The sequence below is a fragment of the Pseudoduganella rhizocola genome (genome assembly GCF_045984285.3).
Lineage (GTDB): Bacteria > Pseudomonadota > Gammaproteobacteria > Burkholderiales > Burkholderiaceae_D > Rugamonas.
In genome coordinates, this window is record NZ_JBJQIK030000006.1 from 205,621 (window position 1) to 232,263 (window position 26,643).

Consider the following 26,643-nt stretch of genomic DNA (forward strand, 5'->3'; position numbering starts at 1 on the left):
TATGACAGCAGGGGCCTGACCCCAAGGTGGCGCAGGCTGAGCACGCCGTGTTACCCTTAGTAAATGGGACAGAAAAAGAAAACCGGCCTGATCATGACCGGCGGCGGCGCCCGTGCCGCCTACCAGATCGGGGTATTGCAGGCCATCTCGGAGATACTGTGGGAAGCGGGCTGGCCGCCTTCGCGTAATCCCTTCCAGATCATCTGCGGCACTTCGGCCGGCGCCATCAATGCCACCGCGCTGGCCTGCCGCGCCGATAACTTCGGCGAGGGCGTGCAGACCCTGCTGGACGTCTGGAACAACATCACCGTCGACCAGGTCTACCGCGCCGATTCCATCGGCGTGCTGCGCTCCGGCGCGCGCTGGCTGTCCCTGCTGTCCTTCGGCTGGCTGCTGCGCAAGTGGCGCGCCGCGCCGCCCGCTTCGCTGCTGGACAACACGCCCCTGGTCAACCTGCTGCACCGCATGCTGGACCTGCCGCGCCTCGATACCGTGCTGCAGGAAGGCCTGCTGCATGCGCTGGCCGTTACCGCGTCGTCCTATACTGGCGGCCAGCACCTGACCTTCTACCAGACCGCCGCCGATATCGCGCCCTGGGTGCGCATGCAGCGCGTGGCCCTGCAGGACCAGATCGGCGTCGAGCACCTGCTGGCGTCGTCGGCGATTCCTTTCATCTTCCCGGCCACGCCGCTTTACCTCGGCGGCCACCGCGAATACTGCGGCGACGGTTCGATGCGCCAGCTGGCGCCGATCTCGCCCGCCATCCACCTCGGCGCCCAGCGCGTGCTGGTGATCGGCGCGGGACGCCTGACCGAGCCGCCGCGCGCCGCCACCGAGTCGGCCCGCTATCCGAGCCTGGCGCAGATTGCGGGCCATGCGATGTCCTCGATCTTCCTCGACAGCCTGGCCGTCGATATCGAGCGCCTGAACCGCGTCAACGCCACGCTGTCGATGCTGCCGCCCGAGCTGCTGGAGAAAACGCCGCTGCGGCCGGTGGAGCTGCTGGTGATTGCGCCGTCCGAGCGGCTGGACGATATCGCCTCGCGCCACGTGAGCAGCCTGCCGGCGCCGGTGCGCACCATGCTGTCCGGGATCGGCGCCACCGAATCGCGCGGCTCTGCGCTGGCTTCCTACCTGCTGTTCGAGTCCGGCTACACCGGCGAGCTGATCAGCCTTGGCCAGCGCGATACCCACGCCCGCCGCGATGATGTGCTGGCCTTCTTTGCTTCGTGATGGGGAACTGTTCAGCGTGCGTTCTTTTCTGATTGCTTCCCTGCTGGCCGGTGTGCTGGCCAGTGCCGCCGCCGCGCCGCCGCGCACCCTGCGTTTCGAGCAGCTCAATGTGGAGGACGGGCTGGCGCAGGAATCGGTGCTCGCCATCGGGCAGGACCGCCAGGGTTTCATGTGGTTCGGCAGCCAGGCCGGCCTGTCGCGCTTCGATGGCTACCGCACCGTCATCTACCGCAACGCGGCGAACGATCCGGATAGCCTGGCCGAGAACTGGGTGCGCGTGCTGCACTTCGACCCGCAGGGCCGCATGTGGCTGGGCACGGACGGCGGCCTTGACCGCTTCGATCCGCGCACCCGCAAATTCATCCACTACCTGCCGCAGGAGCCGGGCAGCCGGGGCAACGGCAACCGCCATGTGCGCGCCATCATCGATGACGGCGCGGGCAGCCTGTGGGTCGGCACCTCCGACGGCCTGCAGCGCTTCGATCCCGCGACCGGCCGCTTCACGATCTGGCATAGCGATCCGGCGCGCACCGACACGCTGGCGCATGACCAGGTGAATTCGCTGGCGCTGGACAAGGCCGGGCGGCTGTGGATTGCCACGCCGGCCGGTGTGGACATGCTGGCGCCGGGCGCCGCCAACTTCCGCCATTTCCAGGTGCGCGGCGCCGCAGGCCAGCCGATTGCTGTGCAGACGCTCCTGCTGGACAAGGAAGAGAACCTCTGGGTCGGCACCCATGCGGGCATGGAGCGCTGGAAGCTGCGCCCCGGTGTGGCCGAGCCGGAACGCGTGCGGCTCGGCGATGCCGAAGGGCTGCCGCCCGGCACCGTGATGAGCGCCTACCAGGACAGCGACGGCATCATCTGGGTGGGCATGCGCAGCGAAGGCCTGTTCCGCTGGCGCGCGGGGGAAGGGCGCTTCGTGCGCTACCGCCACCAGGTGAGCGATTCCCACAGCCTGGCCGACAATTACGTCTCCTCGCTGTTCCGCGACCGGGCCGGCACTTTATGGGTCGGCACCTGGTACAACGGCGCCAGCCGGGTGGACCTTGCCAGCGGCGGCTTCGCACGCCTGGTGCGCGACCCGGACCAGCCGCAGTCCCTGAGCGACAACAAGGTGCGCGCCATCGTCGATGCGGGCGGCGGCAAGATCTGGATCGGCAATAACGCGGGCCTGAACCTCTACGATCCGGTGAGCGGCGCCAACCAGATCTTCAATCACCACAGCCGGGGCACCACCTCGGATGAAAACGTGACGGCCTTGTGGCGCGATGGCGGCGTGCTGTGGGTGGGCTACCGCAACGGTGTACGCCGTTTCGATATCGCGCGCGGCCAGTTCGGCGAATTGATGCTCACGCGCGGCGACCCGGAAACCGACACCGTGCGCTATCTGTACGGCGACCGCAGCGGCATGCTGTGGGTGGCCACGCGCTACGGCCTGCACCAGATGGACCCCGTCACGGGCAAGGTGCGCACCTTCCGCCACGATCCGGCCGATGCCGCCACGCTGGCCGACAATACGGTGCGCCCGCTGCTGGAAGACAGCCAGGGCAACTTCTGGATCGGCACCTTCAACGGCCTGGACCTGCTGGACCGCAAGACGGGACGCTTCACGCACCACCGCCACAACCCGCAGGATCCGGCGAGCCTGAGCCATGACGAGGTGCACTACCTGTATGAAGGGCGCGACGGCGCGATCTGGGTGGGCACGGCCTCCGGCCTCAATCGCATGGAGCGCAACGGCAAGGGCGAAGTGCGTTTCCGCCGCTACCTGCGCAAGGACGGCCTGGCCGACGATTCGATTGCCGCCATCCTCGGCGACAAGCTGGGCCACCTGTGGCTCTCGACCAATACCGGTATTTCGCGGCTGGACCTGGACAAGGGCACGGTGCGCAACTACACGGGCGCCGACGGCACCATCGAAGGCGCCTACTTCGATGGCTCCGCCATGGAGGCGCCGGACAACACCCTGTATTTCGGCGGCTTCAATGGCATTACGGCCTTCGACCCGGTGGAGATCCGCGAGAACAGCATTGTGCCGGCCGTCGCCATCACGGACTTCCAGGTCTTCAATAAGACGCTCAAGCCGGGACAGCCCAGCGAAGGCGGCACGCTGCTCCGGCATGCCATCGAATACACGGACAAGATCACGCTGGGCCAGCAGGACGCCGTGTTCTCATTCGAGTTCTCTGCACTGCACTACGCGGCGCCGCAGCGCAACCGCTTCGCCTACCAGCTGCAGGGCTTCGACAAGGAATGGGTGGTCACGGATGCGGGCAAGCGCTTTGCCACCTATACCAACCTGGACCCCGGCCATTACACCTTCCGCGTGAAGGCCGCCAACAAGGACGGCATCTGGACCGAGCACCCGGCCACGCTGGAAGTCACCATCATGCCGCCGTTCTGGAAAAGCTGGTGGTTCCGCACGGTGATCGGCCTGCTGGCGCTGGGCGGCGGCTTCGGCCTGTACCGCGCGCGGGCGCAGGTGCAGCGCGCGCTGCGTTCGCGCCTGGAACAGCAGGTCAGCCTGCGCACCTCGGAAGTGGAACAGAAGAACCGCCTGCTGCAGCAGCAGAAGCAGGAACTGGAGCAGCGCGACGAGCGCCTGAGCCAGGCCAAGCAGAAGGCGGAAGACGCCACGCGCCAGAAGTCCGAGTTCCTCGCCAATATGAGCCACGAGATGCGCACGCCGCTGGCGGGCGTGATCGGCATGCTGGGCTTTGCGCTGCGCGACGAAACGCTGCAGGAGTCCACCCGCGAACAGATAGAGCGCGGCCAGGCCAATGCCCAGTCCCTGCTGTCCATCATTAACGACCTGCTGGACTTCTCGAAGATCGAGGCCGGCAAGCTGACCATCGAGAACATCGACTTCGCGCTGGCGGGCACGGTGGAGAATGTGGTCAGCCTGTTCGAAGAACAGGCCGCTGCGCACAGCGTCGGTTTCCGCGTGGAGTTCGGGCCTGGCCTGCCGCCCTTCGTGGTGGGCGACCCCACGCGCCTGCGCCAGGTGCTGGTGAACCTGGTCGGCAATGCCTTCAAGTTCACGCAGCGCGGCCACGTCACGCTGCGCGTGGAACGGATCAGCGACGGCAGCGGCAACTGCGCCGAAGGCTGCAATATGATCCGCTTCTCGGTGCACGATACAGGCATCGGCATTCCGGAAGAAGAGCTGCCGCGCCTGTTCGAGAAGTTCGAGCAGGCCGACGCCACCACCACGCGCCGCTATGGCGGGACCGGACTTGGCCTGGCCATCTGCCGCCAGCTGGTGGAGCTGATGAACGGCGACATCACGGCCGTGAGCCAGCCTGGCAAGGGCAGCATCTTCACCTTCACGCTGCCGCTGCCGGACGGCGTGCCGCCGCCGCTGGTGCCGCACGTGCCGCGCGAGCCGCACAGCCACCAGCTCAAGGTGCTGTGCGCGGAAGACTTCCCGACCAATCAGATCATCGTGCGCATGATGCTGGAAGACCTGGGCCACAAGGTCGATATCGCGGGCAATGGCGCGCTGGCCGTGGCGGCCTGCGCCAACACGCGCTATGACCTGATCCTGATGGACGGCCGCATGCCGGAGATGGATGGCCCGACGGCCACGCGCCTGATCCGCGCCGGCGGCCCGCTGGAAGCGCCGGTGCGCGACCAGGAGCTGATGATCATCGCGCTGACCGCCAACGCCAGCGAGGAAGACCGCAGCCGCTACCTGGCGGCCGGCATGGACGACTTCCTCACCAAGCCGATCGACGAGGCGGCGCTGCACTACCAGCTGAGCCGCGCCATCGAACGCCAGCTGCAGCGCGGCATTGTGCTGCCCATCATGCCGCGCCGCGGCACGCCGGCGCGGCCCACGATTGCGGAGCTGGATGCGATGTTCGGCGTGGTCACTACCGCGCTGCCGGAGCGCACGCATTCCGGCAGCCCGGATGAAGCGGTGGGCGCACTGCGCCTGCGCCTGCGCGACGCCTTCATTGCCGACCTGCCGGCCCGCCTGGACGAACTGGATGCGGCGCTGGCAGCCGCCGATGCCGACGCGGCAGGGCGCCTGTTCCACGGCATGAAGGGCAGCGCGGCCTATCTGGGCGCGGAAGACCTGCAGAATCTGTGCGCCGAACTGGAACGCGCCGCCGACCGCGCATTGTGGCCCGCCATCCGCCACAAGCTGCCGCGCCTGCACCAGATGCTGAGCCGGATCGTCACGCCTGCGGGCAAGGAGATGTAGATGAAGGTGCTGGTGATTGACGATGACGTGGTGTCGCGCATGGTGCTGATGCACCTGATCGACAGCTGCGGCAAGTTCGAGATTTTTGAGGCGGAAGACGGCGCCGATGCATGGCAGCAGCTGGAAGACGGGCTGCGCCCCGCGATCTGTTTCTGCGACCTGCGCATGCCGCGCCTGTCGGGCATCGAGCTGCTGCAGCGCGTGCGCGGCGTGCCGGCAATGCAGGAGATTCCCTTTGTGCTGGTGTCATCGGCCAATGACCGCGAGACGGTGCAGCAGGCCACGCAGGCCGGCGCGGCGGGCTATATCGTCAAGCCCTTCCAGGCCGACCAGGTGCGCGGGCATCTGGAAGGCTTCCTGAATGAAGCGCTGAGCGGCTACCGCCACGTGGCGGAACAACCGCAGGCGACCGGCGAACGGCTCGACATCGGCATGGACCGCCTGCTGATTTACCTGAGCGGGTTCCAGCAGCAGCTGGCCACGGCAGGCATCGAGCTGGAAGTGCTGCTGGGGCAGGACGCGCAGGCCGACGCCCGCACCCGGCTGGACAAGCTGCACACCGGCGCGCAGACCCTGGGCCTGACCGGCGCCGCCAATGCCCTGCGCGGCCTGCCTTCCGGCCCCCTGGCGCTGCCCGCGGTGCAGGCCGCCCTGGCCGACGCCACCCGCGCCGTGCTGCACCAGGCAGGGCTGGTGCGCGAGGCGCTGGCGCAGCACTAGCGAACCGTCAGGTTCCCAGGCCGCCGGACACGTTGATTGCGCCGCCTGTGATGTAGCCGCCGTTCGGTCCGGCCAGGAAGCTCACCGTGGCCGCCACTTCCTCCAGCGTGGCGATGCGGCGGATGGGGTGCAGGTCGAGCAGCGAGGCCGGCACCTCTTCGCCCAGCGCCTCGGTTGCCATATCGGTGGGCATCACGCCTGGCTGCACCACATTGACGGTGATGTTGCGGCTGCCCAGGTCGCGCGCCAGGCCCCTCGCGTAGCCCGCAATGGCGGCCTTGCTGCCCGCGTAGTCGGAGACGCCGGCAAAGGGCACGATGCTGCCGAGCAGGGAGCCGATGAAGATCACCCGGCCGCCGTCCGGCAGCACCGGTGCGGCCGCGCGGCTCAGCGCCACCGGTCCCATCACGTTGACCTGCCACTGCCGGTCGAGATTGACCGTATCGAGGGCAGGATCGCCCACCGGCTTGCCCTGCACGGCGATCGCCGCGTTATTGACCAGGATGTCGAGCTTGCCGAAATGCGCCAGCACCTCGTCGACCAGCGGCTTCGCCGCCGCCATATCGGCCTGGTCGGCGCGGAAGGCATGCGCCCGCACGCCCCTGGCCTTCAGCTTTTCAACCACGGCTTCCGCCTTTCCGGCCGAGGCCACGTAGGTGATGGCCACATCGGCGCCCTGGTCTGCGAGGGCCTCGGCGATCGCAGTGCCCAGCCCGCGGGAACCTCCGGTGACGAGAGCAACTTTGCCTTTCAATACGTTCGACATTGGAATCCTTTCTCTATGCTGTTTTATCATAACGATCGTTACAATAACGAGCAGTATATAATCCAGCGATGCGCCGTCAAGGATTTTTTGTAATGACCATTATGGAAAAATGGGGTTGAATGAATGGGCCGTCACCGCGAATACGATGAACAGAAGGTGCTGGATGCAGCGCTGTGCGTGTTCTGGCGCAAGGGCTATGAAGGCACGTCTTACGCCGACCTCACCGAAGCCGCCGGCGTGGAGCGGCCGGCCCTGTATTCGGCCTTCGGCAACAAGGAAGCGCTGTTCCGCCGCGTGCTGGAGCGCTATTCCGAACGCTTCATGACCCATATTCCGGAAGCCCTGCAACTGCCTACCGCGCGCGAAGTGGCCACTCACCTGCTGTACCGCTCCATCGAGATCAACACGCGTTTTCCGGACCACCAGGGCTGCCTCGGCATCAACGGCGCCATGGCGGGAGCGGACGAATCGGAGGCCGTGCGCCAGACGCTCATCGAGTTCCGCGCAGCCAGCGAGGCGCAGCTGCGGGAGCGGCTGGAAAGGGCGAAGGCGGAGGGCGACCTGCCGCAAAGCGCCAAGCCGGCCGCCCTGGCCGCCTTCCTGATGGCCGTCCTGCACGGCATGGCGGTGCAGGCCAAGGCCGGTTTCAGCCGCGAGATGCTGGAAGAGGTGGCGGAACAGGCGCTGGCCGCATGGCCCGGGACATGACATACCCTTGCGGCGGAGATAGTTTAAGTTTAAAGTAAATGCTTGCAGCCTGAATGCCCCCAATCAGATAGGGTGAACATGAACAGAGCCACTGCAGCATTGACTGCCAGCGCGCACGTCGACACGTTTGCGCGCGACCATCTTCCCCCGGCCGGGCTATGGCCCGAACTGCTGTTCGAGCTGCCGGAACTTCAATACCCTGCGCGCCTGAACTGTGTGGCCGAGCTGCTCGACCGCGCCGTGCGCGAAGGCGACGGCGGCCGCCTGGCCATCCGCGGCGAACACCTGGCGTGGACCTACGCGGAACTGGCGGCCCAGGTCGACCGCATCGCCAATGTGCTGCGCCGTGACATGGGCCTGGTGCCGGGCAACCGCGTGCTGCTGCGCGGCGCCAACTGCCCGATGATGGCGGCCGCCATTCTCGCCGTGTTCAAGGCGGGCTGCGTTGCCGTGCCCACCATGCCGCTGCTGCGCGCGCGGGAACTCGGCATCATCATGGAGAAGGCGCAGGTCAATGCCGTGCTGTGCGCAGCGCCGCTGCGCGCCGAAATGGAGGCGGCGCCCAACCGGCCTTCCCAGCTGTGCTGGTTCGACGATGCAGGTTCCCTCGATTCGCTGGAAGTGCGCATGTCGGCGCAGCCGCCCAGCTTCGAGGCCTGCGATACGGCGGCGGACGATGTGTGCCTGATCAGCTTCACGTCCGGTACCACCGGCGTGCCGAAGGGGACGATGCACTTCCATCGCGATATTCTCGCCATCTGCGACTGCTTCCCGCGCCATACGCTGCGCTCCGAAGCGCAGGATGTGTTCATCGGCACGCCGCCGCTGGCCTTTACCTTCGGCCTCGGCGGGCTGCTGCTGTTTCCGCTGCGCGCCCGCGCCAGCACCGTGCTGCTGGAGAAGCTGACGCCGGAATCCCTGCTGCAGGCCATCGAGCGCTACCGCGCGACCGTCTGCTTTACGGCGCCCACCTTCTACCGGCAGATGGCGGCGCTGGCGCCGAAGTACGATCTGGCCAGCCTGCGCAAGACCGTATCCGCCGGCGAAGCGCTGCCGGTGGCAACGCGCGAAAGCTGGCAGCAGGCCACCGGCCTGCGCATGATCGACGGCATCGGCGCCACCGAGATGCTGCACATCTTTATTTCGGCTGCCGGCGACGAGATCCGGTCCGGAGCGACCGGCAAGCCGGTGCCGGGCTACCGCGCCTGCATCCTCGATGTGGACGGCCAGCCCTGTCCGCCGGGCGTGATCGGCCGCCTGGCCGTGAAAGGGCCTACCGGATGCCGTTACCTGGACGACGAGCGCCAGCGCGACTATGTGTTCCAGGGCTGGAACCTGACCGGCGACGCCTATGAGATGGATGCGGACGGCTACTTCATCTACCGCTCGCGCACCGACGACATGATTATCTCCGCAGGCTACAACATCGCCGGGCCCGAGGTGGAGGATGCGCTGCTGCGCCATCCGGCCGTGGCCGAATGCGGCGTGGTGGGCAGGCCGGACGAGGAGCGCGGCCAGATCGTTGCGGCGCATGTGGTGCTGAAGGCTGGGCACGAGCCATCGGCGGAACTGGCGGCGGCGCTGCAGGAGTTCGTGAAGCAGCAGATCGCACCTTATAAATATCCGCGCGCAGTGCAGTTCCATGCCGCCTTGCCGCGCACCGAAACGGGCAAGCTGCAGCGTTTCAAACTGAGGACAGCATGAATATCCTGTGCATTGGCGGCGGCCCGGCAGGGCTGTATTTCGGCCTGCTGATGAAGAAGCAGAACCCCGGCCACCGTGTGGTGGTGGTGGAGCGCAACCGTCCTTACGATACCTTCGGCTGGGGCGTGGTGTTTTCCGACCAGACCCTGGGCAACCTGGTTAACGCCGACGAGCCGACGGCGAAGGAGATCCTGCAATCCTTCAACCACTGGGACGATATCGATGTCTGGTTCAAGGGCAGCAAGGTCACATCGGGCGGTCACGGCTTCTGCGGCATCGGCCGCAAGCGCCTGCTGAATATCCTGCAGAAGCGCTGCGAAGCGCTGGGCGTGGAGCTGGTGTTCGAAACCAATGTGGAGGATGGCCAGGCGCTGGCCGATTTCTACCGCGCCGACCTGGTGATTGCCTCGGATGGCCTGAACAGCCGAATCCGCAGCCGCTACGAAGCCACCTTCCAGCCGGAGATCGAAGCGCGCCAGTGCCGCTTTGTATGGCTGGGCACCACGAAGAAGTTCGACGCCTTTACCTTCGACTTCCGCGAAACGGAGCATGGCTGGTTCCAGGCGCATATTTACCAGTACGACGGCGATACCTCGACCTTCATCGTGGAGACGCCGGAAAGCACCTGGCGTGCGGCGGGGCTGGACGCAATGACGCAGGAAGACAGCATCGCCTTCTGCGAGCGCCTGTTCGCGGACCGGCTGGAAGGGCACAAGCTGATGTCCAATGCCTCCCACCTGCGCGGTTCGGCGATGTGGATCACCTTCCCGCGCGTGGTGTGCCGCCAGTGGGTGCGCTGGAACGGCGATGTGCCGGTGGTGCTGATGGGGGACGCAGCGCACTCCGCGCATTTCTCCATCGGCTCCGGCACCAAGCTGGCGCTGGAGGACGCCATCGAGCTGGCGCGCTGCTTCGGTGAACACGGCAGCGATATTGCCGCCGCGCTGCAGGCGTATGAGGCATCGCGCTCCATCGAAGTGGTCAAGATCCAGAGCGCTGCGCGCAATTCGATGGAGTGGTTCGAGAACGTGAAGCGCTACACGGCCATGGAAGCGCCGCAGTTTGCCTATTCCATGCTGACGCGCAGCCAGCGCCTGTCGCACGAAAACCTGCGCCTGCGCGATGCCGCCTACGTGGCGGACTATGAAAGCTGGTTCGCGCGCCGCGCTTTCGAGCAGGCGGAGCTGCCGCTGCCTGGCCATTTGGCCATTCCGCCGATGTTCACCCCGTTCAAGGTGCGCGGGCTCACGCTGAAGAACCGTATCGTCGTGTCGCCAATGGCGCAATACAGCGCGGTGGACGGCACGGTCGGCGACTACCACCTCGCGCACCTCGGCGCGCGCGCCATGGGCGGCGCCGCGATGGTGATGGCGGAGATGACCTGCGTGTCGGCCGATGCCCGCATTACGCCGTATTGCCCCGGCCTCTACACTCCCGAACACACTGCGGCATGGAAGCGCATCGTCGATTTCGTGCATGCGAATACGGACGCGAAGATCGGCATGCAGCTCGGCCACGCAGGCGCCAAGGGCTCCACGCGCGCCATGTGGGACGGTATCGACCAGCCGCTGGATACCGGCAACTGGCCGCTGGTTTCCGCTTCGGAGCAGCAGTACCTGGCCGGTGTATCGCAGCTGGCGCGGGAAGCCGGCGCGGACGACATGCGCCGTATCGAGGACGATTTTGTGCGCGCCACGCTGGCCGCCGAGCATGCCGGCTTCGACTGGCTGGAACTGCATTGCGCCCATGGCTACCTGCTGTCCTCTTTTATTTCGCCGCTGACCAATCAACGCACGGACGAATACGGCGGCAGCCTCGAGAACCGCTGCCGCTTCCCGCTGCGCGTGTTCGCGGCAATGCGCGCAGCATGGCCGGTGCACAAGCCAATGAGCGTGCGCATTTCGGCGCATGACTGGGTGGAGGGCGGCATTACGCCCGACGATGCGGTGCAGATCGCGCGCCTGTTCCGCCAGGCCGGCGCCGATGTTGTGGATTGTTCCTCGGGCCAGGTGAGCAAGCGCGAGAAACCCATCTACGGCCGCATGTTCCAGACGCCGTTTGCCGACCGCGTACGCAACGAGGCCGGCGTGGCGACCATGGCTGTCGGCTCCATCTTCGAGGCGGACCATGCCAACGGCATCATCGCCGCAGGCCGGGCAGACCTGTGCGCGGTGGGCCGTCCGCATCTGGCCAACCCGGCGTGGACGCTGGCGGAGGCCGCGCGCATCGGCTACCGCGCGGTGCCCTGGCCCAGGCAGTACCTGCCGGGCAAGCAGCAGCTGGAACGCAATCTGGAACGCGAACGGCAGATGGCTGCCGCAAGCAGCGGCCTGACTCCGCAGCAGGTCGCGGCGAAACTACTGGAGGGATAGCAGTGGCAGCACTCGATGGAAAACATGCACTGGTGACGGGCGGCAGCCGCGGCATCGGCGCGGCCTGCGCCAAGGCGCTGCTGGCGCAGGGCGCCACCGTTACGATTGCAGGACGCGACAGCGCGGCCCTCGGCAACGCCGCACAGACACTGGGCGGCAAGGTAAGGACGCTGGTGCTGGACGTTTGCGACGAGGCGGCGGTGCAGCGCGCCTTCGCGCAGCTCGGCGCCGTCGATATCCTTGTCAACAATGCGGGGCAGGCCGTGGCGGCGCCGTTCCTCAAGACCAGCGCAGCGCAATGGCGCGAGATGCTGGATGTGAACCTGGGCGGCACTTTCCACTGCACGCAGGCGGCCTTGCCCGGCATGCTCGCCGCAGGCTGGGGGCGCATCGTCAATATCGCCTCCACGGCCGGACTGACGGGCTACCGCTACGTGAGCGCCTACACCGCCGCCAAGCACGGCGTGATCGGGCTGACCCGTGCCCTGGCGCTGGAGCTCGCGACGAAAGGCGTGACGGTGAACGCCGTCTGCCCCGGCTTCACCGAAACCGACATCGTGCGCGGCGCAGTTGCCAACATCATGCAGAAGACCGGCCGCAGCGAACAGGAGGCGCGTGCCGAACTGGCTGCGAACAATCCGCAGCAGCGCCTGGTGCAGCCGGAAGAAGTGGCGAATACGGTGGCATGGCTCTGCATGCCCGAAAGCGCCGCCATGAACGGACAAGCCATCGCCGTCGCCGGCGGTGAAGTGATGTAAGGAAGAGACCATGGCACTGAACGAACAGCCAGCCGCTACGCCGAACGAGCCGGTGCTCGACCTGGAGAGCCGACTCACGAGCGACCATCACCAGTCGCTCAAGCTTTGGCTGCGCATGCTGTCCTGCACCACGAAGATCGAAGCGGAAATCCGCAGCCGCCTGCGCGCGCAGTTCGGCATCACCTTGCCGCGCTTCGACCTGATGGCGCAGCTGGAGCGCTATCCGGAAGGGCTGCGCATGGGCGAGCTGTCGCGCCGCATGATGGTCACGGGCGGCAACGTCACCGGCATTACCGACCAGCTGGAACAGGAAAAGCTCGTGATGCGCGTGCCCGATCCGAAGGACGGCCGCGCCTACAGCGTGAAGCTCACAGCGGCCGGCCGCGAAGCCTTCAGCGCGATGGCGCAGGTGCATGAAGGCTGGGTGGCCGAGCTGCTGCAGGAGATGACGGTGGATGAGAAGGGCCAGCTGATCGACCTGCTGTCCCGCATGAAGGACCAGTTATACGCCCGTGAAGCAAAGGATAAACCATGAAATACCTGCAAGGACAGGCGCACCAGCTGCCAGGCAACCGCACGGCGCTGGCCGGATATGCCGCCCGCCACTTTCTCTTCGCCGTCGATGAAGGCGTGGCCACGCTGACGCTGAACCGTCCCGACCGCAAGAATCCACTGACCTTCGACTCCTATGCCGAGCTGCGCGAGCTGTTCCGCGAGCTGGCCCATGCAGACGACGTGAAAGCCATCGTCATCACCGGCGCGGGTGAAAACTTCTGCTCGGGCGGCGATGTGCACGAAATTATCGGCCCGCTGACCAAGTTAGATATGCCCGGCCTGCTGGCCTTCACCCGCATGACGGGCGACGTGGTGAAAGCGATGCGCGCCTGCCCGCAGCCCATCATCGCCGCGGTGGACGGCGTGTGCGCCGGCGCCGGTTCCATGCTGGCGCTGGCCTCCGACATCCGCTTCGGGACGGAGCGCAGCAAAACCGCCTTCCTGTTCACCCGTGTTGGCCTGGCCGGCTGCGATATGGGCGCCTGCGCATTGCTGCCGCGCGTGATCGGGCAGGGCCGCGCGGCGGAGCTGCTGTATTCCGGGCGCTCGATGGGCGGCGCCGAAGGTGAGCGCTGGGGATTCTTCAACCGCCTGCACGATCCGGCCGAGCTGCTGGCCGACGCGCAAGGCTTCGCGCGCAGCCTGGCGCACGGCCCCACCTTTGCGCACGGCATGACCAAGAAGATGATGCAGCAGGAATGGAATATGGGCGTGGATGAAGCGATTGAAGCCGAGGCGCAGGCCCAGGCCATCTGCATGGCGACCAACGATTTCCACCGCGCCTATCACGCTTTCGTTGCGCGCCAGCGTCCGCAGTTCGAGGGAGATTGAACATGGCGGACAAGGATTACCTCGGCTGGCCTTTCTTCGCCCCGCAGCACGCAGCGCTGGAACAGGAACTCGATGCCTGGGCAGCCCGCCATGTGCGCGATGCGCACGGCAGCGATGTGGATGCGGTGTGCCGCACACTGGTGCGCCAGCTGGGCGAGGGCGGCTGGCTGCGCCACGCCGTCGGCGGCACGCAGCACGGCGGCGCGCACGAAGCCATCGATACCCGCGCCATCTGCCTGATCCGCGAAACCCTGGCCCGCCATTCCGGGCTGGCCGATTTCGCGTTTGCCATGCAGGGCCTGGGTTCCGGCGCCATCAGCCTGTTCGGCAGCGAAGCCAACCGCAGCGAGTACCTGCCGCGTGTCGCGCGCGGTGAGGCGATTGCGGCCTTTGCGCTGTCCGAGCCGCAGGCCGGTTCCGATGTCGCCGCCATGCAGTGCGCGGCGGTGCAGGACGGCGGCGGCTATGTGCTGAACGGCGAAAAAACCTGGATTTCCAACGGCGGCATCGCCGATTTCTACGTGGTGTTCGCGCGCACCGGAGAAGCGCCCGGCGCCCGCGGTATCAGCGCCTTCATCGTCGATGCGGACACGCCGGGTTTCGATGCATCGGAACGGATCAATGTGATTGCACCGCACCCGCTTGCAACGCTGCGCTTCAATAACTGCCGCGTGCCGGCGGCCAAACGCCTGGGCGAAGCGGGGCAGGGCTTCAAGGTGGCGATGGCGACGCTGGACGTGTTCCGCACCTCGGTCGCGGCGGCATCGCTGGGCTTCGCGCGCCGCGCCTTCGACGAAGCGCTGGCCCATGCGACATCGCGCAAGATGTTCGGCCAGACCCTGGCCGACTTCCAGCTCACGCAGGCCAAGCTGGCGCAAATGGCGGCGGGCATCGATGCCGCCGCGCTGCTGACGTATCGCGCCGCCTGGCAGCGCGACCAGGGCCGCAAGGTAACGAAAGAAGCCGCGATGGCCAAGATGCAGGCGACGGAAACGGCGCAGCAGGTCATCGATGCGGCGGTGCAGATGTTCGGCGGACTGGGCGTGGTCAGCGAGCATCCGGTGGAGCGTCTGTACCGGGAAATCCGCGCCCTGCGCATTTATGAAGGCGCCACCGAAGTCCAGCAACTGATCATCGCGCGCGAACTGCTGCGCGACAGCACGCCATAAGGAGACACAATGCAGATTCTTCAACCGCCCGGATGGGCGCGTCCACGCGGCTACAGCAATGGCATTGCCGCCGAGGGGCGCATGGTCTTCGTCAGCGGCATGGTGGGCTGGGATGCCGATTGCAAATTCCAGACCGGGGACTTTGCCGGGCAGGTGAAACAGGCGTTGCAGAACATCATCGCGGTGCTCGCGGAGGCCGGCGGACGGCCCGAACATATTGCACGCATGACATGGTACGTCGTGGACAAAGCCGAGTATGTGGGCGCTTACCGCCAGATCGGGGAAGTCTACCGGGAGCTCATCGGCCCGCATTATCCGGCCATGACGGCGGTGGAAGTGGCGGGCCTGCTTGAGCCGCAGGCCCGCGTGGAGATTGAGGTCACAGCTGTTGTACCGGCATCGAAATTGTAAAAATTGTAATGCAATAAAGGATAAACAATATGACAATGTGCTAGAGTAGCTCCAGTCGTCGTTTGTCCTCTACCGATCCCGAGGTGTCACCATGCAACATTCCGCCAAAGGCCTTGCCGGCGTCCTGCTCGCCGGCTTGCTGCTTGCACCGTTTACGTCCGTTCACGCGGATTCCTCGCTGCTGACGGCGGCCAACCGCAGCCAGCTGCAAACCTGGCTGGGGCAGGGCGATCTGGCGTTGACGAACATTTATACCAAGCAGGCCGGCCATACGGCGGCGGATTTTCACCAGGCGGTGGACGGCAAGGGGCGCACCTTCTCCATCATGGAGGCCACCAATGCACAGGGCGAAACCTTCATCGTGGGCGGCTACAACCCTGCCAGCTGGCAGTCTTCCGGCGGCTTCAACATGACGCCGGAAGACCGCGACCGCACCGCCTTCCTGTTCAACCTGAGTACGGGATCGCTGCACCGGCAGACGCTGAAGAACTTCGTGTTCGACACGCTGGGCGCCTACCAGACCTATAACGCGGCGAACTACGGTCCGACTTTCGGATGGGGGCACGACCTGTTCGTGCCGAACGACCTGACCAACGGCGGCATTTCCCTGCTGTACTCCTACATCGAGCCGGACGGCAGCCATTTCAACACCAGCCTGCTGGACGGTACACCCTATGTATCGCCGAACATTACCTTCGGCGCCATGGAGATCTACCTGATCAACGCCGTGCCCGAGCCTTCGGCCTACGGCATGTTGGCTGCGGGGCTCGCCGTGGCCGGTGTTGCGGCGCGCCGCCGGCGCGGCAAAGCATGAGCGGCCTGCGCGCCGACGTCTGGCGCCAGTACGGACGCTACAGCCCCTCGCTCGCCCTCAAGGCCTTCCTCACACTGCGCAACTTCCGTCCCATCGCCACGCTGCGCATGTGCCAGGCGGCGCGGCGCGGCGGCCTGGGCGGACGGGTGGCGCTGCCTTTCCTGAAGCTGCTGCACCGCATGGCGACCCAGCTGGCGGGCATCGATTTCTCGTGGCAGACCGAAGTGGGGCCGGGCTTTGCGGTCACGCACGGCTGGGGCATGGTGATCAACCCCGGCGCGCGCATCGGCAGCAATGTCACGCTGTTCCACGGCGTGACGCTGGGCCAGCGCGACCGCATCGCCGCCGACGGCACGCGCACCAGCGAATGCCCGGTGATCGAAGATGAAGTCTGGATCGGGCCGCACGCCATCATTGTCGGCGGTGTGCGCATCGGCCGCGGCAGCCGCATCGGCGGCGGCGCCTTCGTCACCGAAGACGTGCCGCCTTATTCCGTCGTTGCCGGCAATCCTTCCTCCATCGTCAAGTCCGGCTGTACGCCGGATGTGATGAATCCCGCACCGCTCGCCCCGCAGATGGCCAATCCGGTTTCCGAACACGCATTGACTGAGTAAGATCAAGGCGCGCGTCTGGAATTGTTATAGACTGTTCTCCTGCATGGTCGTCGGAGGGCATATGAAGCGCTCAGCCAATCGATTTACGCTTGAAGACGTCGAGAAAATTCGCCGCATCATGATTGAACGGCGGAAAATCGAAGTCAGCTCAGAAGCTGGCAAGCGCATCCTGCGCGAGGCCCAGTTTTCGGTCGAGCAGATCAATGAAGCGTACGCGAAAGCGTTGCGCAATTTGGGCATGTACTGAGGTTGGCTATGGCTGACCACAATCATATCTACGAACGCCTGGTCATGGATCCGGGCGACGCCGTTGGCGCGTTGGCGTACGCGCTCTATAAGAAGAGCAAGCAGGAATAGTGCAAGGCTTTTCAGGCTACCCACGGCCGGTCCCCACAAGCGGAAGACCTCGAAGCTTTCCACCAGGCGAATCAAACCGACTCACAGATCGCGGGCTATCTCGCGCGCGGCCACATGCTTGCCCACGAATTTCTGGAGGTAAGTTTGACCGATCAAATCGCTGAAATGGAAGCGAGTGTGCGCCGCTCAGAGCTGGCACGAAGGTTCGGCCGCGTTGAGGAAAAAATCGACGCTGCAAAATCCGGGCGGCAGTGGGCGAAGGACATCGGCACCAGCATTCTGGTCAATGTGCTGACCGTGATCGTCGTAGGGGTGATTGCGCTGGGTTCGCGCGAGTACTCGTCGCTGACGAGCGCAATTGAGGCGCGGGTGGGGACGGAACAGAGGTGAGGCGTGGTCCCCCCGACTGGAATCGAACCAGTATCCCACGCTTAGGAGGCATGTGCACTATCCATTGTGCTACGGGGAGGACGCGGGCGCAATTATAGCCGACCGCCGGGCAAATGTTAGTGCGCGGCCGCCGCTGCCGGTACAATGCGCGTTTCACCGCATTTGATCGACCTTCCCCATGGCTGTTATTTCCCTGACTTCCGCGCAACTGGCTTTCGGCCACCACGCGCTGCTCGACCACGCTGAGTTTTCCCTTGAGACCGGCGAGCGCGTCGGGCTGATCGGCCGTAACGGTACCGGCAAGTCCTCGCTGCTCAAGATTATTTCGGGCCGTTTCAAGCTGGATGACGGGCTGCTGGTGATGCAGCAGGGCCTGCAGATCGCCTATGTGGAACAGGAGCCCGTATTCGAGCCGGAGATGTCGGTGTTCGATGCCGTGGCATCCGGCCTCGGCGAGCTGCCGGCGCTGGTGAAGGAATACGACGCCCTGACCGGCCAGTTCGGCCAGGGCAATGACGATGCGCTGATGGAGCGCATGCATGACATCCAGGCCAAGCTGGATGCGGCCGATGCCTGGAGCATCAATAACAAGGTGGAACAGACGCTCGACCGCCTGAACCTGGCGCCGGGGGCGCTGATGAAGACCCTGTCCGGCGGCATGCAGAAGCGCGTGGCGCTGGCCCGCGCCCTGGTGGCGGCGCCGGACGTGCTGCTGCTGGACGAGCCGACCAACCACCTCGATTTCAGTTCGATCCTGTGGCTGGAAGGCCTGCTGCGCGATTTCAAGGGCAGCGTGCTGTTCATCACCCACGACCGTTCCTTCCTGGATAACGTGGCGACCCGCATCATCGAGCTGGACCGGGGCCGCCTGATGTCCTATCCGGGCAACTTCACGACCTACCAGACGCGCAAGGCCGAGCAGCTGGCGATCGAGGAAGTGGAGAACGCCAAGTTTGACAAATTCCTGGCGCAGGAGGAGGTCTGGATACGCAAAGGTGTGCAGGCGCGCCGCACCCGGGATGAGGGGCGGGTGCGCCGCCTGGAGCGCCTGCGCGAGCAGCGCGCGGTGCGGCGCGACCAGCAGGGCCAGGTCAAGCTCGAAGTCGGCGCCGGCGAGCGTTCGGGCAAGATCGTGGCAGAGCTGGAGGGCGTAAACAAGGCCTTCGGCGACAAGGTCATCGTGCGCGACTTCAGTTCCATCATCCTGCGCGGCGACAAGGTCGGCCTGATCGGCGCCAACGGCGCGGGCAAGACCACGCTGCTGAAGCTGATCCTGGGCGAAGACCAGCCGGACAGCGGCACCGTCAAGCAGGGCACCAAGCTGGCCGTGGCCTATTTCGACCAGATGCGCACCCAGCTGAATGAAGAGGCGAGCCTGGCCGACACCATCTCGCCCGGCAGCGACTGGGTCGAAATCAACGGCCAGAAGAAGCACGTGATGAGCTATCTGGGCGATTTCCTGTTCGCGCCCGAACGCGCGCGCTCGCCGGTGCGCACCCTGTCGGGCGGCGAACGCAACCGCCTGCTGCTGGCCCGCCTGTTCGCCAAGCCGGCCAACGTGCTGGTGCTGGACGAACCCACCAATGACCTCGATATCGATACCCTGGAGCTGCTGGAAGAGCTGCTCGAGGATTACCAGGGCACGGTCTTCCTCGTCAGCCACGACCGCATGTTCCTCGATAATGTGGTGACGCAGGTCATCGTGGCCGAAGGGCAGGGCGAGTGGCGCGAATATATCGGCGGCTATTCCGACTGGGAGCGCGTGCGCCCCACGCCGGCCCAGGCCGCCGCGGCGAAAAAGCCGGAGCCGAAGAAAGCCGAGGCGCCTGCGCCCGCCGCCGCCCCGGCTGCATCCAAGGCCAAAAAGCTCAGTTTCAAGGAGCAGCGCGAGCTGGAGGAGCTGCCGGCCCTGATCGCCAGGCTGGAAGACGAGCAGGCTGCGCTGAATATCACCCTGTCCGACCCCGATTTCTACAAGAAGACCCCTGCCGAGGCCAAGCGCCTCAATACCCGCATCGCCGAGATCGAGGACGAGCTGATGGCCGCCCTGGAGCGCTGGGAAGCCATCGAATCGCGCAATCCTTGATCTGGATTTCCTGCACGCACGATTCGTGCGCTGCGGGAGTAAATCCTTGTTGTAAGATCTGCAAACCTTAGGGGACTGGCAATACGCCAGTTCCGCAATTTCCAAAGGCAGATCGCTTATGACACTTCCTCAGCAGCAAGAACCGCAGCCCCGTGCGCCGGCGCCGGCTGCACCGCCGTCCGGCGCCTTGCTGGACCGACGCTCGCTGACGCGCATCGCGCCCTTTGCCCTGTATATGGCCTTCATCGCCATCACGGACGTCCTGCAGCGCGCCGGCTGGACGACTGCGGAACTGTACTGGCTGTATCCGGTCAAAGCCGGGGTAGTGCTGCTGGCCCTGCTGGCCTGCTGGCGCAGCTATAGCGAACTGGCCTGGCGCGGGATGAAAGCCGGCACCGTGCTGGCCTCGGCCGCCATCGGCTTTGCCGTTTTCGTGTTGTGGGTGAACCTGGATGCCGGCTGGATGCAGATCGGCAGTCCCGACGGCTACCAGCCGCGCGGCGCCAGCGGCCAGCTGGACTGGGCGCTGATCGCCATCCGCATTGCCGGCGCCGCCCTGGTCGTGCCCTTGATGGAAGAGCTGTTCTGGCGCTCCTTCCTGATGCGCTGGATCGATCAGCCGGATTTCCTGCGCGTGCAACCGGCCCGCATCACGCTGAAAGCCTTGCTGTTTACGGTGGTGCTGTTCGGCTTTGAACACAGCCTGTGGCTGGCGGGCATGGTAGCCGGTGCCGCCTATGGTCTTTTATACATGCGCACTGCTACCCTATGGGCGCCCATCATTGCGCACGCTGTCACGAATGGCTCGCTGGGCATCTGGGTGGTGATAACAGGAAACTGGACGTACTGGTAATCACTCATCACAATAACCTTTTAGAGAATAAACAATAATGTTGAGTAAATTCCATCTTTCGAGCGCTTCGCTCCGCCTGATTCCTTTCCTGCTGGGCGCCATGTATGGCGGCAACGCGCTGGCGGACATCAGCGACACTATCCACCCCTTCATTTCGACGGTCTATACCTACGACGACAACCTGCTGCGCCTGCCGGACAATTTCCCGGCCGTGTTCGGCCCGCGCGCCGACCGCGCCACGCAGGTGCAGGGCGGCATTACCTTCGACCGTCCCATCGGCCGCCAGCGCCTGACGGGCGCCGCCAAGGTGTCGCGCGTAACCTTCGACCATTACGATGCCCTGGACTACAACGGCAAGGACTTCAATGCCGACCTGGCATGGCAGCTGGGCAACCACCTGGAAGGCAACCTGGGCGGCAGCTATTCGCAGACGCTGACGCCGTTTACCGACTTCCACACCGACGACCGCAACCTGCGCAAGCAGCGCCGCGAATACTTCAACGGCGCCTGGCGTTTCCATCCGAGCTGGCGCGTGCGCGGCGCCTTCAACCGCTTCGAGTTCGAATACGAACTGCCGGCGCAGCGCTTCAACGACCGCACCGAAGACACGACGGAAGCGGGCGTGGACTACCTGGCGCGCAGCGGCAGCCGCGTGGGCCTGGTGGTGCGCCAGATCAAGGGCAAGTACGACAACCGCCGCACGGTGGGCGGCACGCTGCTGGACGACGACTACACCCAGGACGAAATCAAGGCCAATGTGTACTGGACCGCGAGCGGGGTGACGACGGTGCAGGTGCTGGCCGGCTACGCCAAGCGCAAGCAGAACGGCTTCAGCGCGCGCGAAACCAGCGGCGCCAACGGCCGCATTACGGTGGACTGGCGGCCGTTCGGCAAGCTGCGCTTCAAGGGCGAGGGCTGGCGCGAGTTCGCGGCGGTGGAAAGCAATATCGTGGCCAACTCCTTCAACAAGGGCGCCAGCCTGAACGCCACCTGGGACGTGTCGGCCAAGGTGCAGGCCACGGCCGGCGTGCGCCGCGAGCGCCGCGATTTTGAAAAGGTCAGCGGCGTAACCCTGGCCGGAGACCCGACCGACACCACCCGCGGCACCACGCTGGGCGTGCAGTACCTGCCGCTGCGCAACCTGCAGGTCGGGGCCACCGCCTTCAGCGACCGCCGCACCGGCAGTCCCTTCCTGGGCACCGGCAGCTACCGCGCCAAGGGCGTGTCGCTCAATGCCAGTGTGCAGTTCTGATCGCTACCGATGACGCTCAACGACATTCCATTAGTTTCCTTCTTTCAGCGGGTGCTGGATCCGCTGATCATCATGGGATCGCTGTATACAACGTGCATGCTGTACAGCGAACCCTTCACCGGCTATTCGCTGGTGCTGATGATCCTGGCCTTCTTCCTGTCGAATTCGGTGTACCAGCACATCGACCCTTACCGCACCTGGCGCAGCGGGCGCATGCTGGCTTATTCGCGCGATATCTTCGTGGGCTGGATCGTGACGGCGCTGATCCTGGTCTTCCTGGGCAATGTCAGCGGCCTGGCCTACCACTATGAAGAGAAGGTGGTGCTGAGCTGGTTCGTGGCCACGCCCTTTGTGCTGCTCGTGAGCCACCTGGCGGTGCGCAAGGTCAGCATCGACCCGGCGCGCGACAGCGAGGTGCGCTCGGTGGTCATCATCGGCGCCAACGATGTGGGCCTCAAATTCGCGCGCACCATCGAGCGCTACCCGAACCTGTTCATGAGCGTGCGCGGCTTCTTCGACGACCGTACCGACAAGCGCCGCCCGGACGGCATCAAGTACCCGGTGCTGGGCAATATGGACGATGTGGCGGCCTTCGTGCGCGAGCACCAGACCAAGATGATCTTCATCAGCCAGCCGATCTCGGCCCAGCCGCGCATCCGCAAGCTGCTGGACGACCTGCAGGACACCACGGCCTCGGTCTACTTCCTGCCGGACATCTATGTGTTCGACCTGATGCAGGCCCGTTTCGACAATGTGGGCGGCATGCCGGTGATTGCGATTACCGAAACGCCGTTTACCGGCTTTAACAGCATGATCAAGCGCACCAGCGACCTGGTGCTGGCAACTTTGATCCTGATCATGCTCCTGCCGCTGATGCTGGTGATTGCCGTGCTGGTCAAGCTATCCTCACCGGGACCGGTGATTTTCCGCCAGCGCCGCTACGGCCTGTATGGCGAACAGATCTTTGTCTACAAATTCCGGTCGATGACGGTGGCGGAGGATGGCGACAAGGTGGTGCAGGCCAAGAAGAACGACGCCCGCGTGACGCCGATCGGCGCCATCCTACGCAAGAGCTCGCTCGATGAGTTGCCTCAGTTCATCAACGTGCTGCAGGGGCGCATGAGTATCGTGGGCCCGCGTCCGCATGCGGTGGCGCATAACGAGCAATACCGCAAGCTGATCAAGGGCTATATGCTGCGCCACAAGGCCAAGCCCGGCATCACCGGCTGGGCACAGGTCAACGGCCTGCGTGGTGAAACGGAGACATTGGACAAGATGGAAGCGCGTATCCGCTACGACCTGGATTACCTGCGCAACTGGTCGGTCTGGCTCGATCTCTGGATCATCGTGCGGACCGTCAAGGTGGTGCTGCAGCGGCAGAACGCGCATTGAAAAAATTAATTGTTTCCTAAGTCGAATTTCAGCCGTGCGCACCCTTTCGTTCGCTACAATGTATTTCATTAAGTTGCAAATTTGTCCAGATTTCCGAGGCGCGCACGATTGAAACTTTGTTGTCGTTTTTATCTCGATCTGATAATTTTGTAAATGTTTCCTGCGGTGATGAAATTGACGCAAATCACGCTGCAGCCCCAGACAACGGAGGAAGTATCTTGAACAAAAATAAGCATAAGCTCATGTGCGCCGGGCTGGTGATTGCAGCGGCGACGGCGCTGAGCGCCTGCGGCGAGAAGGCCGCCGAGAAGAAGCCTGGCCAGACCCTGGCCAGCGTGAACGGTGAAGAAATCACCGTGCTGCAGCTCAATGAGGAACTGAACCGCGCCGGTCCGGCGGTGGCGCAGCAGGAAGCGGCCCGCAAGCAGCTGCTGGAAGCGCTGATCGACCGCCAGCTGCTGCAGAACGAAGCCAACAAGGAAAAGCTGGACCGCGATCCGAAGGTGGTGCAGGCCATCGAGCGCGCCAAGGCGCTGATCGTGGCGCAGGCCTATATGCAGAAGCGGGTGGGCAATGTGCCGCGTCCCACCAAGGAAGAGGTGGAGGCCTATTACAGCCAGAATCCGCAGTTCTTCGCCAACCGCAAAACCTTCGACATGCGCCAGCTGGTGGTGGCTACCCGCGACGTGACGGACGAGGTGAAGAAGGCCATGGACGGCGCCAAGTCGCTGGAAGAGGTGGCAGTCTGGCTGGAATCGAACGGCGTGAAGTTCCAGCGCGGCCAGCTGACCCGCACCAGCGCGGAACTGCCGCCTGAGCTGAGCCAGCGCCTGCTGGCCATGCCGAAGGGCCAGCTTTTCATCATCCGCGAAGGCGACCGCAGCATGCTGATCTCGATTGCCGACACGCGCGAATCGCCGGTCACGGTGGAGCAGGCCTCGGCCCAGATCGAACAGTTCCTGTTCAATAAGAAGAACAAGGAACTGGCCGAGGCGGAAGTCAAGCGCCTGCGTTCGACGGCCAAGATCGAATACATGAACCAGCCGGGCGGCGCCGCACCGGCGCCGGCCGGCGGGGCGGCGGCCACGGCGGCTGCACCGGCGGAGCCGGCCGCCGTGCAGGCGGATGCGGGAGCCGGGGCGCCTTCCTCCGATGCCGCGGCGCGTGGCGTCGCCGGCCTCAAGTGATTGTTTAACCTGATAAGCAAAGGCAGGGAATAAAAATGAAAAAACTGATGATGTGGGTAATGGGCGGCCTGATGGGCCTGGTGATGATGGGTGGCGCGGCAGCGCAGGAAACCACGCTGGGCGTGGGCGACGTGATCAAGATCAGCGTGTACGGCAGTCCCGACCTGAATACGGAAACCCGCGTGTCCGACAAGGGCCAGGTGACGTTCCCGCTGCTGGGCCAGGTGCCGGTGGGCGGCCTGACCGTGGCCCAGGCTGAAAAGGAAATGGCGACCCGGCTGGAGAAGGGCGGCTTCCTGAAGAAAGCCCAGGTCAACATCCTGGTCACGGGCATCCAGAGCCAGCAGATCGCCGTGCTGGGCGCGGTGAACCGCCCCGGCCGCTATCCGATCGAAGGCAAGCGCAGCGTGCTGGACATGCTGGCGCTGGCCGGCGGCGCCAATCCGGATGGCGCCGACACCATCAGCGTGATCCGCAAGCGCAATAACCAGACCACCAAGGAAACCATCGACGTGGTCGAGATGATACGGAACGGCGACCTGAACCGCGACTACGACCTGGCCGCCAACGACATCATCTATGTGGAACGCTCGCCGCGCTTCTATATCTACGGTGAAGTGCAGCGTCCCGGCGCCTTCCGCCTGGAGCGTTCGATGACCGTGCTGCAGGCGCTGGCGGTGGGCGGCGGCCTGACCCCGCGCGGCACCGAGCGCGGCATGCAGATCAAGCGCCGCGGCGCGGACGGCAAGCTGCAGATCATCGATGCGGCGCGCGACGATATGGTGCAGATCGACGACGTGGTCTACATCAAAGAGAGCTGGTTCTGATTTTTACCTCCACGCTGTGAGACTACTGCCATGAGCTTTTCCCAATTCCTGCTGATCCTGCGCGCCCGGCGCTGGATCCTGATCGCCACCGTGCTGCTGACGGTATCGGTCACGCTCGTCGTCAGCCTGCTGCTGCCGAAGACCTACAAGGCAACGGCCTCGCTGCTGCTGAACTACAAGGGCATGGACCCCGTGACCGGCCTCACCATGCCGGGCCAGCTGCTGCCCGGCTATATGGCGACCCAGATCGACATCATCAGCTCCAAGAACGTGGCGCTGCGCGTGGTGGACCGCCTGCGCCTGGCGGAAAGCCCCAGCGTGGTGGCCCAGTTCCAGGAAGCCACCGGCGGCAAGGGTACGGTGCGCGACTGGCTGGCCGAGCTGCTGATCGCCAAGCTGGACGTGAATCCATCGCGTGAAAGCTCGGTGGTGGAAGTGGGCTTCAAGGGTTCCGATCCGGAATTCGTGGCCGCCGTCGCCAATGCCTTCGCCGACGAATACCAGCTGGTGAACACCCAGCTGAAAGTGGAACCGATGAAGAAGGCCTCCACCTATTTCAACGACCAGATCAAGCTGCTGCGCGATAACCTGGAAACGGCCCAGAGCCGCCTGTCCAAGTACCAGCAGGAGCATGGCATCGTCAGCGTCGATAACCGCCTGGACGTGGAATCGAACCGCCTGAACGACCTGTCGGCCCAGCTGGTGATGGCCCAGGGCCAGGTGGCGGAAGCCAATTCGCGCCAGCGCATGGCCGGCGACAGCTCGCCCGATGTGGCCAACAGCCCGCTGATCCAGAGCATGAAGATCAACCTGGGCACGGCGGAATCGAAGTTCGCCGAGGTGGCCAGCCGCCTGAGCCCGAACCACCCGCAGTACCAGAGTGCGAAGTCGGAAGTGGACAAGCTGCGTTCGGCGCTCAATGAACAGCTGAAAGTGACCTCGAACAGCGTAGGCGCCAACGCCACCATCCTGATGCAGCGCGAAGCCACCATCCGCGCCGCGCTGGACGCCCAGAAGGCCAAGGTGCTGGAGCTGAACCGCGCCCGCGACGAGATGAATGTGCTGAACAAGGACGTGGAAAGCGCCCAGCGCGCCTTCGACGCCGCCTCGCAGCGCCTGTCGCAGACCAATATCGAAGGCCAGTCCAACCAGTCCGAGATCGCCGTGCTGAACCCGGCCGTGGCGCCGATCAAGCCGGCCGGTCCCAAGATCCTGCTGAACACCATCCTGGCGGGCATCATGGGCACCATGCTGGGCCTGGGCTTCTCCATCCTGGCCGAGATGCTGAACCGCCGCGTGCGTTCCGAAAGCGATATCGCCGATGCGCTGCAGATTCCGGTGCTGGGCGCCATCAACTGGAAGACCACGCCGAACCGCCGCGCCGGCTTCATGAATTCCCTGACCATGCGCCGCCTCGGCGCCAACTGAAATGGA

23 protein-coding genes and 1 tRNA gene are annotated in these 26,643 nt (G+C 65.0%); 22 read left to right on the top strand and 2 right to left on the bottom strand.

What is annotated here, in order from left to right:
- The first annotated feature begins 63 nt into the window (after positions 1-63).
- From ACJRPG_RS15485 to ACJRPG_RS15495, 3 genes are read left to right on the top strand one after another with little or no spacing between them, the layout of a single operon-like run.
- Positions 64-1,233, top strand: coding sequence for a patatin-like phospholipase family protein (locus tag ACJRPG_RS15485; protein WP_408000987.1), 1,170 nt, complete (start codon positions 64-66; stop codon positions 1,231-1,233).
- A gap of 16 nt (positions 1,234-1,249) precedes the next feature.
- Positions 1,250-5,443 (top strand): hybrid sensor histidine kinase/response regulator, encoded by a 4,194-nt coding sequence (locus ACJRPG_RS15490; protein WP_408000988.1) that lies wholly within the window; start codon positions 1,250-1,252, stop codon positions 5,441-5,443.
- Complete coding sequence (locus ACJRPG_RS15495; protein WP_408000989.1) at positions 5,444-6,163, top strand: response regulator; 720 nt, start codon at positions 5,444-5,446, stop codon at positions 6,161-6,163.
- 7 nt (positions 6,164-6,170) lie between these two features.
- Here the strand turns inward: ACJRPG_RS15495 and ACJRPG_RS15500 are convergent, their stop codons facing one another.
- Complete coding sequence (locus tag ACJRPG_RS15500) at positions 6,171-6,929, bottom strand: SDR family NAD(P)-dependent oxidoreductase (protein WP_408000990.1); 759 nt, start codon at positions 6,927-6,929, stop codon at positions 6,171-6,173.
- Between the two features lie 123 nt (positions 6,930-7,052).
- Here ACJRPG_RS15500 and ACJRPG_RS15505 point away from each other — a divergent pair, with 123 nt between their 5' ends.
- The 12 genes from ACJRPG_RS15505 (at position 7,053) to ACJRPG_RS15560 (ending at position 17,612) form a co-directional block, all read left to right on the top strand.
- Positions 7,053-7,637, top strand: a complete 585-nt coding sequence (locus tag ACJRPG_RS15505; RefSeq protein WP_408000991.1) for a TetR/AcrR family transcriptional regulator — start codon at positions 7,053-7,055, stop codon at positions 7,635-7,637.
- A gap of 78 nt (positions 7,638-7,715) precedes the next feature.
- Positions 7,716-9,341: an AMP-binding protein gene (locus tag ACJRPG_RS15510; protein ID WP_408000992.1), complete on the top strand. Its 1,626-nt coding sequence runs from the start codon at positions 7,716-7,718 to the stop codon at positions 9,339-9,341.
- Positions 9,338-11,713, top strand: coding sequence for a bifunctional salicylyl-CoA 5-hydroxylase/oxidoreductase (locus ACJRPG_RS15515; RefSeq protein WP_408000993.1), 2,376 nt, complete (start codon positions 9,338-9,340; stop codon positions 11,711-11,713). Before ACJRPG_RS15510 ends, ACJRPG_RS15515 begins: the two co-directional genes overlap by 4 nt.
- The gene (locus ACJRPG_RS15520; protein WP_510183108.1) at positions 11,710-12,471 is read left to right on the top strand and encodes an SDR family NAD(P)-dependent oxidoreductase; all 762 of its coding nucleotides are present in this window, start codon (positions 11,710-11,712) and stop codon (positions 12,469-12,471) included. The genes ACJRPG_RS15515 and ACJRPG_RS15520 overlap by 4 nt, the downstream gene beginning before the upstream one ends.
- A gap of 10 nt (positions 12,472-12,481) precedes the next feature.
- Positions 12,482-13,006 (top strand): MarR family winged helix-turn-helix transcriptional regulator, encoded by a 525-nt coding sequence (locus tag ACJRPG_RS15525; protein WP_408000995.1) that lies wholly within the window; start codon positions 12,482-12,484, stop codon positions 13,004-13,006.
- Positions 13,003-13,857, top strand: a complete 855-nt coding sequence (locus ACJRPG_RS15530) for an enoyl-CoA hydratase family protein (protein WP_408000996.1) — start codon at positions 13,003-13,005, stop codon at positions 13,855-13,857. The genes ACJRPG_RS15525 and ACJRPG_RS15530 overlap by 4 nt, the downstream gene beginning before the upstream one ends.
- 2 nt (positions 13,858-13,859) lie before the next feature.
- The gene (locus ACJRPG_RS15535; RefSeq protein ID WP_408000997.1) at positions 13,860-15,026 is read left to right on the top strand and encodes an acyl-CoA dehydrogenase family protein; all 1,167 of its coding nucleotides are present in this window, start codon (positions 13,860-13,862) and stop codon (positions 15,024-15,026) included.
- 9 nt (positions 15,027-15,035) lie between these two features.
- Positions 15,036-15,437, top strand: a complete 402-nt coding sequence (locus tag ACJRPG_RS15540) for a RidA family protein (protein WP_408000998.1) — start codon at positions 15,036-15,038, stop codon at positions 15,435-15,437.
- A gap of 91 nt (positions 15,438-15,528) precedes the next feature.
- Positions 15,529-16,251, top strand: coding sequence for a PEP_CTERM-anchored TLD domain-containing protein (locus ACJRPG_RS15545; RefSeq protein WP_408000999.1), 723 nt, complete (start codon positions 15,529-15,531; stop codon positions 16,249-16,251).
- Entirely contained in the window at positions 16,248-16,865 is a 618-nt protein-coding gene (locus ACJRPG_RS15550) for a serine acetyltransferase (protein ID WP_408001000.1), read from the top strand. Before ACJRPG_RS15545 ends, ACJRPG_RS15550 begins: the two co-directional genes overlap by 4 nt.
- A 61-nt stretch (positions 16,866-16,926) precedes the next feature.
- Positions 16,927-17,112 carry a hypothetical protein gene (locus ACJRPG_RS15555; RefSeq protein WP_408001001.1) on the top strand — a complete coding sequence of 62 codons (186 nt, stop codon included), beginning with the start codon at positions 16,927-16,929 and terminating at the stop codon, positions 17,110-17,112.
- Positions 17,113-17,366: 254 nt separating this feature from the next.
- The gene (locus ACJRPG_RS15560; RefSeq protein ID WP_408001002.1) at positions 17,367-17,612 is read left to right on the top strand and encodes a hypothetical protein; all 246 of its coding nucleotides are present in this window, start codon (positions 17,367-17,369) and stop codon (positions 17,610-17,612) included.
- A gap of 4 nt (positions 17,613-17,616) precedes the next feature.
- On the opposite strand, the gene ACJRPG_RS15565 is transcribed toward ACJRPG_RS15560, so the two are convergent.
- A tRNA-Arg gene (locus tag ACJRPG_RS15565) sits at positions 17,617-17,691 on the bottom strand.
- A 99-nt stretch (positions 17,692-17,790) separates the two neighbouring features.
- Between ACJRPG_RS15565 and ACJRPG_RS15570 the strand changes: the two genes are divergently transcribed.
- The 7 genes from ACJRPG_RS15570 (at position 17,791) to epsF (ending at position 26,637) form a co-directional block, all read left to right on the top strand.
- Entirely contained in the window at positions 17,791-19,698 is a 1,908-nt protein-coding gene (locus ACJRPG_RS15570; RefSeq protein ID WP_408001003.1) for an ATP-binding cassette domain-containing protein, read from the top strand.
- Between the two features lie 118 nt (positions 19,699-19,816).
- Positions 19,817-20,551, top strand: coding sequence for a CAAX prenyl protease-related protein (locus ACJRPG_RS15575; RefSeq protein WP_408001004.1), 735 nt, complete (start codon positions 19,817-19,819; stop codon positions 20,549-20,551).
- A gap of 37 nt (positions 20,552-20,588) precedes the next feature.
- A complete protein-coding gene (gene epsL, locus ACJRPG_RS15580) occupies positions 20,589-21,803 on the top strand; it encodes an XrtB/PEP-CTERM-associated polysaccharide biosynthesis outer membrane protein EpsL (protein WP_408001005.1) in 1,215 nt (404 codons plus the stop codon).
- A 9-nt stretch (positions 21,804-21,812) separates the two neighbouring features.
- Positions 21,813-23,195, top strand: a complete 1,383-nt coding sequence (locus ACJRPG_RS15585; RefSeq protein ID WP_408001006.1) for an undecaprenyl-phosphate glucose phosphotransferase — start codon at positions 21,813-21,815, stop codon at positions 23,193-23,195.
- A gap of 218 nt (positions 23,196-23,413) precedes the next feature.
- Complete coding sequence (locus tag ACJRPG_RS15590) at positions 23,414-24,382, top strand: EpsD family peptidyl-prolyl cis-trans isomerase (RefSeq protein ID WP_408001007.1); 969 nt, start codon at positions 23,414-23,416, stop codon at positions 24,380-24,382.
- A gap of 35 nt (positions 24,383-24,417) precedes the next feature.
- On the top strand, positions 24,418-25,209 hold the full coding sequence (gene epsE / locus ACJRPG_RS15595) for a polysaccharide export protein EpsE (RefSeq protein ID WP_408001008.1): 792 nt from the start codon (positions 24,418-24,420) through the stop codon (positions 25,207-25,209).
- A 30-nt stretch (positions 25,210-25,239) separates the two neighbouring features.
- On the top strand, positions 25,240-26,637 hold the full coding sequence (gene epsF, locus ACJRPG_RS15600; RefSeq protein ID WP_408001009.1) for a chain length determinant protein EpsF: 1,398 nt from the start codon (positions 25,240-25,242) through the stop codon (positions 26,635-26,637).
- Positions 26,638-26,643 lie beyond the last annotated feature (6 nt).